The following is a 12,593-nucleotide window of genomic DNA, read 5'->3' as shown; positions in this document are numbered from 1 at the left end:
CGGACGAGAACTAGCTACGTCGTAGAGAGGGGCGAGGGTTGCTCTCCCGCCGGCACCGATCAGTAAGGAGAAGTTCTTCGCATGGGCGTCGGTCCCACCGATGATCCAGTTCAGTGCAAGTGCGCGGACGAAGGTCCGGAGATCGTCCCCGGGGCGGCTGGAGTAGGTCCGAATTGCCAGGACCATGCGGCCGCAGCCGGGACCGCCGTCGCTCTCGTACTTGGCCGTCGGAGCCAGACCCAGAACTTGGCAGAGATCTTCCTGGTGGACTCGCACGATTCCGTCAACAGTGCTTACCCGGTCGTACCGTTCCACCACGAGCGCCGGCTCTTCGCCGAAACGATGTACCCGCGAGCGAGCCGCCGGGATTCCGAGCGCGCGGGCCAGCGTCAGGCAGAGGTATTCGTTCTCGCAGTGCCCGGGAAAGCCGGGAGCCGGAGGTTTCAGAATGTGTGTCGTGGGCGTTCGACCGCGAGGCACTCCCCATCGCCCGTCGGCGAAGAACAGAGCCGTCTTGGCCTGCGCACCTGCCAAGCTGAACCAACCGGCATCCCCGGGGAGACGCCAGGCGCTCCCGTCCTCGTTCAGCGCGCCCACGCGGGCGCCGACCTGCTCCTCCGTCAGCCAGTCGACCGCTTGGGTTTGCGCGCCCAGCAGGCGGTCGACGCGGTCCGGCGCCGCAAACTGGACTCCACCGGGACAATCCTCGCCCGTAGCCCGCAGCAGGGAGAACGCGCTGCGTGCGGAGACGTGGAAGTGCCTGGCCCACCGAGCGAGCACATTCTCGTTGTCGGGCAGGAGTCCCCACAGCCACGGTTCGATGACGTCGTGGCCGTATTCGGCACCGGCGAGAGGCATCGACAGGGAAAGCGGGTACGCGTCCCACGTTTGGCGCCACGCCTCATCGTACGAGAAAGCGAGCCGCCCTCGCTCTTGGCGCATGACGTAGCCCATGACCTCCCCGTTCGCTACCGCGACGAGGCGTTCGGTCACGGTGCCGGGTCTTCGTGGGCCCTGACGACCGCCTCAATGTCGGGGACCGCGATCCGGACTCGGGAACTGGAGGGCTCCAGGATGCCTTCACCGTGGATCGACAGCGACACGTCGAGTGCCGCAAGCACCTGAAACACCTTGCCCAGTTCGGCCCTCGGTTTGCCGGCTTCGATGGCCACGATCCACTGTCGGCCAACCCCGGCCGCACGTGCAAGGTCCGCCTGTGTCATTCCTCGCGCATGCCTGGCCTTGCGGATCAGCAGCCCAAGTTCGATGGATGTGCGAAACTGCATTTCCTACCTGTCCGCCAAGAGGTCACGACCACCAAACGGAAATGTAGCCGATCGACGACATTTGTGCGATGTCGTCGATCGAGTACAAAACGCCGAATGTCTACGAACGGCGACAAAAGTTTGACAGCGGGAGCCCTGTCGGAGCACCTTCTTCGGCCGCGCGTACCGGACGTCTCGGCAGCCCCGCCAGCACCCCGGTAGCCGGCACCCGGAGAGGTGGCAGAACGGCAATGCACCGGTCTCGAAAACCGGCGCCCTCACGGGCTTGGGGGTTCGAATCCCCCCCTCTCCGCTAGACGGGGTTCGAACCGAGCGACCGAAGGGAGCGAGCTCGGCGAGCGGCTGTCGTCCTAGTGAAAGCGTGGGGAGTTACCTAAATTGGGGGGATGACCCCTCTGCCGGCCGTGAACCGGTGAATCTCGCCTGCGTCGCGCTCGCCTTCACCGTGTGCTTTGGCACCCGCTGCTGGATCCTGGACGGACCGCGCGTCACCGAGATCGATGAAGCCTCCTCCGACACCCTCCAGAGTTGGTACGTCGGCGATTTCGGCGCCGACACGCTATGGGTTGGCGAGAATGGCCGGATCGTCCATGCCATGAACCGGGAGACCGGCGAACGGGCGACCATCGACCGGATGCTCGTGCGGGTCACCCGTCATGGCGGAGGAGATTCGCAGACACCCGCCCGACCCCGGAGCCGACGCGACCCCCGCTAGCGCCGCCCTCTAACGGTCCTGGTACGGGGCCGGATCCGGGGCGCCCGCCGCGGCGAACCCGGCGAGCCTCAGGCGGCAGGAGTCGCACTCCCCACAGGCCGCGCCCACCGCATCGGGATCGTAGCAGCTCCGCGTCATCCCGTAGTCGACCCCCAGCGCCAGCCCGCGCCGGATGATCTCCGCCTTGGTGAGGTCGATCAGAGGTGCATGGATCCGGAACGGCCGACCCCCTTCCACGCCCGCCCTGGTGGCGAGGGCGGCGAGTTTCTCGAACGCGTTGAGGAACTCGGGACGACAGTCGGGATATCCGCTGTAGTCGACGGCGTTCACGCCGATGAAGATGTCGGACGCCCCGAGAACCTCCGCCCACGCGAGCGCCATCGACAGGAAGATCGTGTTCCGCGCCGGAACGTAGGTGATGGGGATGTCCTCGGGGTCGGGAGACCCGGGCCCGCCCTTGGGAACCTCCAGGTCATCGGTGAGCGCCGAACCCCCGAACGCGCGCAGATCAACGGCCGCGATCACGTGCCGGGTCACCCCCATCGCTTCCGCCAGGCGACGGGCGGCATCCACCTCGCGCTCGTGTCTCTGCCCGTAGCGGAGCGTAAGCGCACAGGGCCGATATCCCTGCTCCGCCGCGATCGCCAGCGCGGTCGCCGAGTCCAGCCCACCGCTGAGGAGGACCACCGCCCTGCGGACCATCCATCAACCGTAACACGATTTCGCACAGCGCGGCAATGCATGGTAAAGTGGGGCCGGAAGCGGCCCAAACGCGGAAGGAGAACCGATGCGGATCCGGTCACCCGGCCGGGGCGACGCGCTGCTGCTGGTCGACGTGCAGAAGGATTTCCTCCCCGGCGGGGCGCTCGCCGTCCCCGAAGGCGATGCCGTGATCCCGCCGCTGAACGAAGCGATCCGCGTCTTCTCCGAAGCGGGTCTCCCGATCTTCGCGACGCGCGACTGGCACCCGCCGGATCACTGCTCGTTCGTCGAGCAGGGCGGTCTCTGGCCGCTTCACTGCGTCGCGGGGACGAACGGCGCGGCGTTCCCGGAGTCCCTGCGGCTTCCCGCCTCGGCCGTCGTGATCTCGAAGGCCGACGACCCGGCCGCCGAGGCCTACTCCGCGTTCTCGGGCACCGACCTCGCCGACCGCCTCTCGGATCGGGGCGTCACGCGCGTCTTCGCGGGCGGCCTCGCGACCGACTACTGCGTGCTCAGAACCGTACTCGACGCCCGGGCGGGCGGCCTGGATGTGGTCCTGCTGTTCGATGCCGTGAGAGCCGTGAACGTCGAGTCGGGCGATGGGGCCCGCGCGATCGACCGCATGCAGGCGGCAGGCGCGAACTTCGCCCCCACGCGAACGGTCCTGGCCGGGGGATAGCGAACGATGGCGGCAGGCGCCCTGCTCACGGACCTGTACCAGCTCACCATGCTCAAGGCGTACTGGGAACACGGCATGCGCGAGACCGCCGTGTTCGAGTTCTTCGTCCGCCGCCTCCCCCCGAATCGGAACTTCCTGCTGGCCGCGGGCCTGGCGCACGCCCTCGACTACCTCGAAGGCCTGCGCTTCGAACCCGACGAACTCGAGTGGATCGGCGGCCAGCCCGGCTTCCCCTCCGCCTTCGTCGACTGGCTCGCCGATCTGCGCTTCAACGGCGACGTGGACGCCATGCCCGAGGGCACCGTCTTCTTCCCCGAAGAACCCCTGCTGCGGGTCACCGCGCCGCTCCCCGAGGCGCAACTCGTCGAGACGCGCCTCATCTCGCTGCTCAACTACGCCTCCCTCATCGCCTCGAGGGCGGTCCGCTTCAGGCTCGCGGCCCCGAAAGCCCGGCTCGTGGACTTCGGTCTGCGGCGGGCGCACGGCTCGGAGGCGGGGCTCCTCGCCGCCCGGGCCGCCTACATCGCCGGCTTCGACGGCACCGCCACCGCGCTCGCCGGAAAGCGCTGGGGGATTCCGACCTTCGGCACCATGGCCCACTCGTTCATCCAGGCGCACGACAGCGAGGCCGACGCCTTCATTCGCTTTGCCCGCGCCCACCCCGACAACACGGTGCTGCTCATCGACACCTACGACACCGGGGCGGGGGCGTCGAAGGTCGTCGAGATCGCGCCCGGCCTCCGCGCCGAAGGCATCGAGATCCAGGCGGTGCGGCTGGATTCCGGAGATCTCGCCGCCCACGCACGGCGCGTGCGCCGGATCCTGGATGAGGGGGGTTGCCCCGAGGTCCGCATCTTCGCGAGCAGTTCGCTCGACGAGCACGATGTGGCCCGGCTGGCCCACGCTCCGATCGATGGCTTCGGCGTGGGGGCCGCTCTCACGGTCTCCGCCGACGAGCCGACGCTCGACAGCGTGTACAAGCTCCAGGAGTACGCCGGCCGGCCGCGCCGCAAGCGCTCGGAGGGGAAGGCCACGTGGCCCGGCCGCAAGCAGGTCTTCCGCACCCGAGAAGGTGGGCGGCTCGCGCGCGATGTGCTGGGCCTGGAGGACGAAGCGCTGTCCGGCGAGGCGCTGCTCGGGCCCGTGGCGCGCGCGGGAGCACGAATCCGCCCGGCCCCCCCGCTGGAAGAGGTCCGCGAGCGCGTGAGAGCCTCGCTGAAGACGCTCCCGCCGGAACTCAGGGGGCTCGACTCGGCGCGCACGCCGTTCCCGGTAGAGCCATCCCCCGCCGTGCGCGAGTTGGCCCGGGAGGTCGACCGCCGGTCCGCCGGTTAGCCGGGTCGGTTAGCCGGAAGAGAACTCCAGCGTCAGCGACGGCGTCTCGCCGGCGGCGACGGAGACGCGCTCCGACACCGTCCCCAGCGTGGGGTGCCAGGCCTCGATCTCGTAGTCTCCCGGCGGCAGCGTCGGGAGCGTGAACGCCCCGTCCTCGCCCGTGATGTCGAAGAACTCGTGCGCGAGGACGTGGATGGAGGCGGTCATCCAGCCGTGGATGTCGCAGCGCACCTGGATCCCGATCTCCGGGGTCTCGAACGAGCGCGTGCTCTGGATCCCCTGAATGGGCTGGCCGAGGTTGAACCCCGGGTTCGAGGCGGGCACGACCCGGACGTTGTGCAGGGTCGCGTCGCTGTTGCGGATGACGAGCGGCTGGCCCGCGCGGACGGCCACCGCACGCGGCGTGTAGAGGCATCCCTCCTGGTCGAGGAGGGCCACGGCCTCGGGCGCCGGACTCGACGCACTCGCTGCGGGCGCGTTGACGATCCGCACGAGCACGTCCGCCAGACCGCCGCCCGGGCCGACGCGCACCGCACGGTCCAGCAGAGTCTCGTCGTGCTGGTCCCGGCAGTAGGCGTCGGCGGACATGTCGATCTCCGCCCCGCCCGGCGGCTCTCCGGCCAGGCGCACCTGCCCCGCGACCACGACGATGCGGCCCGTGACCGCTTCCGGTTCGGCCGCCCCCGCCACCGCGCGCCCATCGAATGTCCAGCCCGCCCCGACCGCAACGATCGCGAGCGCACAGGAGAGAAACGAGCCCCGTCCCCACCTACCAGCCATCGAACAACCCTCCGTCGAACCAGTCCCACAGGAAATAGACGAGGAACTGCGTGCTCCTCACATCGGCATCCGTCAACGGCACCCGCACCCCGACGTTGAGCATCACGTGCTGCCGCGTGTTCAGCGTCACCTGCATCTGCGGCACCAGGTCCCACTGCGGCTGCGCACCGTCGGCCAGGTGCGTGCTCGCCAGCACTTCGACCATCGGGGACCACGAACGGCCGAACTCCCCGCTCGTGAACGTGCGTCCGAGGACGGCATGAAAGAACGCTTCCCGCACGTCTTCGTCGTGCTCGGCCGTGCCGTGGGACTCTCGATGCCCCCGCGCGAGGAGTCCCCCGCCGGCCTGCAGGTGGACGAAGGCGTCGCCCGGAAGGATCTGTCCCAGCGCGAGAAACGGTTCGATCTGGAACTCGGCGCTTCCGATGCCGCGCTCCGAGTCGCCGGTGGGGAGCTTGAGCTCGGTGCCGAAGCTGAAGATCGTCCGCAGGTTGTGCAGCAGCGCGCGCTTGTAACCGATCTCGATATCGCCGAGTCCGACCCCCCAGTCCGACGCCGGCCCCCCGTCGCTCGAGGCGGGAGTCGAGGAGTCCTCGGCGAAGCCGAAGGGAAGCGCGATCTCGACCTGGTTCCGGGAGCCGAAGCGCTTCTCGTACAGGAGTTCGTTGACGATCGCCCCGGGTCCCTCCGCGTTCATGCTCGTCGTCCACACCCACTCGTCTTCCGGATACGCCTTCTCCGTGAAGAGAGGCCGGGGGAGGTTGAGTTCTCCGCGGGGCCAGGCGCGGTCCGTGCAGAACGTCCGGATGTGGTCCATGATGGCCTGCAACTGGTCGTCGTCGAACGCCTCGCCGAACGCGGGCATCACGTCGCTGAAGCCGCGGATCGGTCCTCCGGCCTTGGAGACGATGATCCAGTCCGCATCCGGCTCCCGCGAGGCGAAGCTGCAGTCGGTGAGGTCCGGCAGCGGGTCGTCGAATGCGATCCGGTCGGCCGACGCGCCCCGTCCGTCCGACCCGTGGCAACTCGCGCACCCCGCCCCGTACAGCGCCATCCCGTCCGGGGCGCCCTGCGCGGCCTGCGCGCCCACGACCGATCGGGGGGTCGAGAGCGAAGCCGACGCCGAAACCAGCACGACCAGACCCGCGCCGGTGAGGCGGGCGCGGAAGCCGGAGAGCCTGTCGTTGCGTGCGATCAAATCCGTGTTTCCTCGTGGTCGGGGGGTCCCATCGGGCCGGCGATGTCGTAATCTGCGAACGTTGTCCGACGCGCCGGCACCGTGTCCGACGCGCCGGGCGCATTTCAATACCGATAATTGTTATCGGGGTCAAGGTCGTCACGGGGACGCGGGCGGCCGTGCCCGAGGAGGACGCATGAGGTTCGCCACACGGTCACTTGGATTCGCTCTTGCCGCGTGCGTCGCGGCTCCCTTCGCCGCGGCTCCCGTCCCCGCCGCCGCCGAGCAGGCGTCGCAGGCCGGCGCCACCGCCTTCGTCGGCGTGAACGTGATTCCGATGGATTCCGACCGGATCCTGACCGGACACACCGTCGTCGTGCGCGGCGACCGGATCGTCGCGGTCGGCCCGGCCGCCGACGTGGACGTGCCGGCCGGCGCCCGCCGCATCGACGGCGCCGGGAAGTACCTCATGCCGGGCCTGTCGGAGATGCACGGGCACACGCCCGGCGGCTTCCCGACCGACACGTTCCGCGAGCAGGTGATGTTCCTCTACGCCGCAAACGGCGTGACGACGGTGCGCGGGATGCTCGGCCTCCCCGGCGACCTCGAGTTGAAGGCGAGGACGAACACCGGCGAGATCTGGGGCCCGACCCTCTACCTCGCGGGCCCGAGCTTCAACGGCAACTCGGTCACGTCACCGTCGCAGGCAGCGGATCGCGTGTGGGTGCAGAAGGGGGAAGGGTGGGACCACCTGAAGATCCACCCCGGTCTCACCGTGCCGGAATACGACGCGCTCGCCGCGGCCGCCGCGCAGGCCGGCATCCGCTTCGGAGGCCACGTCCCGGCCGACGTCGGGATCCGGCACGCCATCCTCATGGGACAGGAAACCTTCGACCACCTCGACGGCTACATGGAGGAGGCGGGAGGCATCCGCGGCCCCATGGACCCGGCAACCATGGAGGAACTGTTCGCGCTCACGATCGGCGCCCGCGCCTGGGTCGTGCCCACCATGGTCCTCTGGGAAGTCGGCGTCATCGGCCTCGGCGACCCCGACGCGCTCGCCGCCTATCCGGAGATGCGCTACTGGCCCCCGGAGGGCGTCCAGGGCTGGAAGGACCGGCTCCAGGCCATTCAGGCGCGCGGCGCATGGGACGTGGAGCAGGCGCGCCTGCACGCGACCAACCGGACGCGGCTCCTCGGCATGATGAACGACGCCGGCGTGGGCATCCTCATGGGCACCGATTCGCCCCAGATGTTCAGCGTCCCCGGCTTCTCGCTCCACCGCGAACTCGCGGCGATGGCCGACGCGGGAATGTCACCGTACGAGATCCTCGTCAGCGGCACCCGCAACGTCGGCGACTACTTCCAGGCCTACGACACCTTCGGAACGGTAGCCGCCGGCCGGCGCGCCGATCTCATCCTCACCAACTCCAACCCCCTCGACGACGTCGCGAACGTCGCCGACCGCGCCGGCGTCATGGTCCGCGGCGTCTGGAAGTCCGAGGAAGAGATCCAGCAGGGCCTCGCCGAAATCGCCACCAGCTTCGGCAACTGAGCGACTGCCGCGCCCGGCGGATCTCAGGCGTCGGCCTGGGCGAGGCAGTCCGGGCAGTGGCCGAGGAGGTGCACCATCGCGCGGCGGATGGACTCGGCCCACGGCCCATCGATCGACAACGCGGCGGTGACCTCCTCCTTCAGGCAGGCCACCCGGCCGCAGTCCTCGCACAGGAAGTGCGGGTGGAGATGGCTGTCTTCGTGGTCTCCCGCGAGCGCGTATCGGTCGATGCCGTCCGCCCGACTCACCACGGGAGCGAGGCCGGCCTCACGCAGCTTGACCAGGTTGCGGTAGATCGTCGCCTGATCCCAGTCCGAGTCGCCGAGCAGGTCGAGCACCTGCGTGAAGGACACCGGACCCTCGGCGGCGGCCAGGATGCGGAGCACCGCAAGGCGCGGCGCGGTCACGCGCAGACCGCGCTCGCGCAGCCTCCGACGGGCCTCGTTCTTGGTGATTCGCATGGGCCTTCCCCCGCGCGTGCAGAGCTGAAGTTCGAAAACGCTAGGGACAAGCACTTGCACATGCAAGTCACTTGTGTATTTTCCTGCCCTCGCAAGCCGCTTGCAGGAGCACCCCGCCTTGCAGGAGCACCCCGCAGTGAGAAGTGCCGGAAAAGGAAGTTCGATGAGCAGCGATCCAGGCGCCGTAGCTCGTGACGAGCGCCTTCCCGTCACGGTGTTGTCCGGCTTCCTCGGAGCCGGGAAGACCACCCTCCTGAACGAGGTTCTGAACAATCGGGAGGGACGCCGGGTCGCGGTCATCGTGAACGACATGAGCGAGGTCAACATCGACGCGGCCCTCGTGGAGCGCGGGGGCGCCCAGCTCTCGCGAACCGAAGAGACGCTCGTCGAGATGACGAACGGCTGCATCTGCTGCACGCTGCGGGAGGACCTGCTCGCCGAAGTCTCCCGGTTGGCCCGGGAGAGGCGTTTCCACTACCTGCTGATCGAGTCCACGGGGATTTCGGAGCCCATCCCGGTCGCCCAGACCTTCACCTTCGAGGACGAGGACGGGGTGAGCCTCGGCGACATCTCGCGCCTCGACACGATGGTCACCGTCGTGGACGCCGCGAGCTTCCTCAAGGACTACAACGCCGCCGAAGCCCTGCAGGACCGCGGTGAGTCGCTGGGCGAAGAGGACGAGCGGACGGTCACCGACCTGTTGATCGACCAGGTCGAGTTCGCCGACGTCATCGTGCTCAACAAGCTCGATCTCGTCACCGAGGACCATGCGCGCGAGGTCGAAGCCATTCTGCGCGCGTTCAACCCCGGCGCCGAGATTCACCGGGTGACGCACGGGCAGGTGCCCCTTGAGGGCGTGCTCGACACGGGCTTGTTCGACTACGACAAGGCGGAAAGCTCGGCCGGCTGGATCCGCGAGCTCGAGGGAGACCACACGCCCGAGACGGAGGAGTACGGGATATCGACCTTCACCTATCGGACTCCGGGGCCGTTCGACGCGGAGAAGCTGTGGGCGTTCCTGAACGACGATGAGAACTGGCGCGGCGTGCTCCGGTCGAAGGGCTTCTTCTGGGTCGCCGCCGATCACAAGGCCGTATATGAGTGGGAACAGGCCGGGGGTGTGAGTTCCGTCAACCCCATGGGCATGTGGTGGGCCGCGACGCCGAGGGAGTACTGGGACCACCCGGACGGAGAGCGGCCGGACCAGCAGTCGAGTTGGCACCCTCGGTACGGGGATCGTCACCAGGCACTCGTCTTCATCGGTCAGGAGATGGACGAGGCCGCGGTCCGCGCGCGACTCGACGCATGCCTGCTCGACGAAGCCCTTGCCGCCGCCGACAGCAGCACCTGGGAGGGACGTCCCAACCCCTTCCCCGAGCTTCAGATGGTCGAGGAGGTGGCCGGATGAACACTACGGCTCAGGACGACCTGATGGATGTGGTCATCGTCGGCGCGGGCGCCGCCGGCGTCGGCGTCTCGGTGGCGCTCGCGCACGCGGGGATCGAGAACTTCGTCGCGCTCGAACGCCACTCGGTCGGCGCCTCGTTCGCCCAGTGGCCGGCCGAGACCCGCTTCATCACCCCTTCGTTCCCGACGAATTCGGTCGGCATGCTCGACCTGAACTCCGTCGTGATCGGGACCTCGGCCGCCTGGTCCCTGGAGGTCGAGCACCCCACCGGGAGGCAGTACGCGGCCTTCCTCCAGGCGATCGCCGACCACTTCGAGTTGCCGATTCAGGAGGGCGTCGACGTGCTTCGGATCGACCGGAGCGGCGAAGAGTTCGTGGTCGAAACCACCGCGGGATCCCTGCGTGCCCGGCACGTCATTTGGGCCGCGGGCGACTTCCAGTATCCGCGCCTGAACAGCTTCGAGGGCAGCGAGCTGTGCCTGCACACGGCGCTGCTCCCCAGCTACGCCGATTTGGAGGGGGACGATTTCATCGTCGTCGGCGGCTACGAGAGCGGCGTCGACGTTGCCAGCCACCTGGCCGAGCGAGGCAAGCGGGTGCGCCTCTTCGACCGCGGGAGTCCATGGGCGTCCGAGAGCTCCGATCCCAGCGTCGCCCTTTCCATCTTCTCGCTCGAGCGGACACGACGCCCTTCGTACGCGGAGCACGTGGAGCTCTTTCCCGACACCGCAATCACCGCCGTCGCTGCCGCCAACGGTGGATTCGAGGTCGCCACGGGGGACGGGCAGCGCTTTCGCACGCCCGTGCCGCCCCTCCTCGCGGGAGGGTTTGACGGAAGCCACCCGCTCGTGATGGACCTCTTCGAGGCGCGGGAAGACGGATTTCCGCTCCTCAGCGAGCACGACGAATCGACGATCGTCCCCGGGATCTACCTGTGCGGCGCGTCCGTGCGGCACGACAAGCACATCTTCTGCTTCATCTTCAAGTACCGGCAGCGGTTCGCGGTCGTCGCCAAGTCGATCGCGACCTCGCTGGGCCTGCCCGCCGAGGGGCTCGAGATGTACAGGATGTGGGGCATGTACCTCGACGATCTCTCCTGCTGCGGACAGGAGTGCGTATGCTGACCGACCGAGCCGAAGCCCCCGCGCCCGCGACTCCAAAGCTGACTCCAAAGCTGACTCCGGAGCTGGCTCCGAAGCTGACTCCGAAGCTGACTCCGAAGCGCCGGCGACTGCGGCGGGTGCTGCGTCGGGCGATGCGTATCGAGTGGGCCGGCCAAACGGCCGCCAGCCTGTGCTGGATCGCCAGCGTGTTCGCGTACGGGATCACCTCACGCGGCGACTGGCTGCAACTCTGCGCCGCCTCCGCCTGGCTACTCGCCAACACCGCCGCGCTCGTAATGGCCAAAGGCGACTGACCCGCCCGCCACGGGCTGGTATCGTTCGTCCACAACCCTTACTTCTTCTAGCGGAGGTCCTACGATGGAGAAGAATCGGCTGGACGAGATTCTAAAAAAGAACCCCAAGATCGACCGCGTCGCGGTGGACCGTAGCCAACAGGCGGCCAAGCAGCTTGCCGACGTGGGGGTCAAGCTGGGCGGGTATCGGCTGGAGCCCGCCCTGGGTGGCGGGACGATCAGGAGTTCCGACCAAACTCCGCGGGGCAGCAGTGCCGCGTAGCTCGGAGGCCGACGGTGCCCGGGACGGCCAGGCGCCGGGGCGGGTGGAGCGGCACGAGGGGATCATCACGGTGCGGGGCGGCGGCAGGCACCGGGCGTGGAACGGGATCGAGTACAAGACGGGGATGTGGGCGGAGAACGTCGGCTCCGGCGCGCTCTCCATGAACGTGGCGATGATCCCGCCCGGCGGCGTCGCGAAGGCACACATCCACGTGGACTTCGAGGTGATGCTCTACATCCTCGAGGGACGCGTCCGGCACGAGTTCGGGCCGAGGCTGGAGAAGACGCTCGACAACGAAGCGGGCGACTTCATCTTCATCGAGCCCGGCGTCCCCCACGAGGTGTTCAACCTCAGCGACACCGAGCCGGTTGTCGCCGTCGTGGCCCGCTCCGATGCCCAGGAGTGGGAAAACATCGTCGACTTCGAACGCCCCGAGCGCCCGTAGCGCCGCCAGCGACCCTCAGGCCGCCGTCAGGCCGCCCTCAGGCTGCTCTCAATGGGGTCTCGTCGTACTGCGCCCAGAGGACGAAGAGCGCCCAGTCGAGGTCGAGCGGGTCGCCCTGCCAGAGGCTGGTCGCCGTCCAGGGGTCGATCCCCTCCTGCCGGTGCCAGTTCCGGAGCCCCGCATCGGCGGTTCGGGGCGCCTTGACGTCCTCGTGGACCGGGGGCACCGCCGGTACCACGCGGCCGTGCGGGTCGCGGAAGCGCGCGGCCCCCGCCTGCCCCATCTCCACCCGCCAGCCGCCCTCGTGCACGGCCCGGTGATGGAACCGGCACAGGAGGATCAGGTTGTCGAGCTTCGTCTCGCCCCCCTCG

The 12,593-nt window shown here is 68.7% G+C and carries 15 protein-coding genes, 1 tRNA gene and 1 pseudogene; 10 read left to right on the top strand and 7 right to left on the bottom strand.

Annotated elements, in window-relative coordinates:
- Both RN743_RS03665 and RN743_RS03660 read right to left on the bottom strand, forming a co-directional pair.
- Positions 1–993 (bottom strand): type II toxin-antitoxin system HipA family toxin (locus RN743_RS03665; protein ID WP_310776383.1); only part of this gene is annotated, 993 nt, incomplete at its 3' end.
- Positions 990–1,286 carry a helix-turn-helix transcriptional regulator gene (locus RN743_RS03660; RefSeq protein ID WP_310776381.1) on the bottom strand — a complete coding sequence of 99 codons (297 nt, stop codon included), beginning with the start codon at positions 1,284–1,286 and terminating at the stop codon, positions 990–992. The genes RN743_RS03665 and RN743_RS03660, both read right to left, overlap by 4 nt.
- Positions 1,287–1,496: 210 nt before the next feature.
- Here RN743_RS03660 and RN743_RS03655 point away from each other — a divergent pair.
- Both RN743_RS03655 and RN743_RS03650 read left to right on the top strand, forming a co-directional pair.
- Positions 1,497–1,578, top strand: a tRNA-Ser gene (locus tag RN743_RS03655).
- Between the two features lie 120 nt (positions 1,579–1,698).
- Positions 1,699–2,001, top strand: a complete 303-nt coding sequence (locus RN743_RS03650) for a hypothetical protein (protein WP_310776379.1) — start codon at positions 1,699–1,701, stop codon at positions 1,999–2,001.
- Positions 2,002–2,010: 9 nt separating this feature from the next.
- On the opposite strand, the gene queC is transcribed toward RN743_RS03650, so the two are convergent.
- Positions 2,011–2,703 (bottom strand): 7-cyano-7-deazaguanine synthase QueC, encoded by a 693-nt coding sequence (queC, locus tag RN743_RS03645; RefSeq protein WP_310776377.1) that lies wholly within the window; start codon positions 2,701–2,703, stop codon positions 2,011–2,013.
- Between the two features lie 85 nt (positions 2,704–2,788).
- On the opposite strand from queC, the gene RN743_RS03640 reads away from it, so the two are divergent.
- Complete coding sequence (locus RN743_RS03640) at positions 2,789–3,382, top strand: isochorismatase family protein (protein ID WP_310776375.1); 594 nt, start codon at positions 2,789–2,791, stop codon at positions 3,380–3,382.
- 6 nt (positions 3,383–3,388) lie between these two features.
- Positions 3,389–4,717, top strand: coding sequence for a nicotinate phosphoribosyltransferase (locus tag RN743_RS03635; protein WP_310776373.1), 1,329 nt, complete (start codon positions 3,389–3,391; stop codon positions 4,715–4,717).
- A 9-nt stretch (positions 4,718–4,726) separates the two neighbouring features.
- Here RN743_RS03635 and RN743_RS03630 read toward each other — a convergent pair whose 3' ends face one another.
- Positions 4,727–5,497 (bottom strand): carboxypeptidase regulatory-like domain-containing protein, encoded by a 771-nt coding sequence (locus tag RN743_RS03630; protein ID WP_310776371.1) that lies wholly within the window; start codon positions 5,495–5,497, stop codon positions 4,727–4,729.
- Complete coding sequence (locus RN743_RS03625; RefSeq protein WP_310776369.1) at positions 5,487–6,695, bottom strand: cytochrome c; 1,209 nt, start codon at positions 6,693–6,695, stop codon at positions 5,487–5,489. The genes RN743_RS03630 and RN743_RS03625 overlap by 11 nt, the downstream gene beginning before the upstream one ends.
- A 175-nt stretch (positions 6,696–6,870) precedes the next feature.
- Here RN743_RS03625 and RN743_RS03620 point away from each other — a divergent pair, with 175 nt between their 5' ends.
- On the top strand, positions 6,871–8,229 hold the full coding sequence (locus tag RN743_RS03620; protein ID WP_310776367.1) for an amidohydrolase family protein: 1,359 nt from the start codon (positions 6,871–6,873) through the stop codon (positions 8,227–8,229).
- A 23-nt stretch (positions 8,230–8,252) separates the two neighbouring features.
- On the opposite strand, the gene RN743_RS03615 is transcribed toward RN743_RS03620, so the two are convergent.
- Entirely contained in the window at positions 8,253–8,690 is a 438-nt protein-coding gene (locus RN743_RS03615) for a transcriptional repressor (RefSeq protein ID WP_310776365.1), read from the bottom strand.
- Between the two features lie 163 nt (positions 8,691–8,853).
- Between RN743_RS03615 and zigA the strand changes: the two genes are divergently transcribed.
- The 5 genes from zigA to RN743_RS03590 all read left to right on the top strand — a co-directional run bounded on the left by zigA (position 8,854) and on the right by RN743_RS03590 (position 12,222).
- The gene (gene zigA, locus RN743_RS03610; RefSeq protein ID WP_310776363.1) at positions 8,854–10,098 is read left to right on the top strand and encodes a zinc metallochaperone GTPase ZigA; all 1,245 of its coding nucleotides are present in this window, start codon (positions 8,854–8,856) and stop codon (positions 10,096–10,098) included.
- A complete protein-coding gene (locus RN743_RS03605) occupies positions 10,095–11,222 on the top strand; it encodes an NAD(P)-binding domain-containing protein (protein ID WP_310776361.1) in 1,128 nt (375 codons plus the stop codon). Before zigA ends, RN743_RS03605 begins: the two co-directional genes overlap by 4 nt.
- Entirely contained in the window at positions 11,216–11,515 is a 300-nt protein-coding gene (locus tag RN743_RS03600) for a hypothetical protein (RefSeq protein ID WP_310776360.1), read from the top strand. Before RN743_RS03605 ends, RN743_RS03600 begins: the two co-directional genes overlap by 7 nt.
- Positions 11,516–11,579: 64 nt before the next feature.
- Positions 11,580–11,777, top strand: coding sequence for a hypothetical protein (locus tag RN743_RS03595; RefSeq protein ID WP_310776359.1), 198 nt, complete (start codon positions 11,580–11,582; stop codon positions 11,775–11,777).
- Positions 11,767–12,222, top strand: a complete 456-nt coding sequence (locus RN743_RS03590) for a cupin domain-containing protein (RefSeq protein WP_310776358.1) — start codon at positions 11,767–11,769, stop codon at positions 12,220–12,222. The genes RN743_RS03595 and RN743_RS03590 overlap by 11 nt, the downstream gene beginning before the upstream one ends.
- Before the next feature lie 37 nt (positions 12,223–12,259).
- Here the strand turns inward: RN743_RS03590 and RN743_RS03585 are convergent.
- Positions 12,260–12,593 (bottom strand): annotated as a pseudogene (locus RN743_RS03585) (HNH endonuclease signature motif containing protein); the annotation flags it as partial.

It is taken from the genome of Candidatus Palauibacter scopulicola, from assembly GCF_947581915.1.
Taxonomy (GTDB): domain Bacteria; phylum Gemmatimonadota; class Gemmatimonadetes; order Palauibacterales; family Palauibacteraceae; genus Palauibacter; species Palauibacter scopulicola.
The sequence above is the reverse complement of the archived record's forward strand: the minus strand, read 5'-3'. Positions and strand labels throughout refer to the sequence as shown.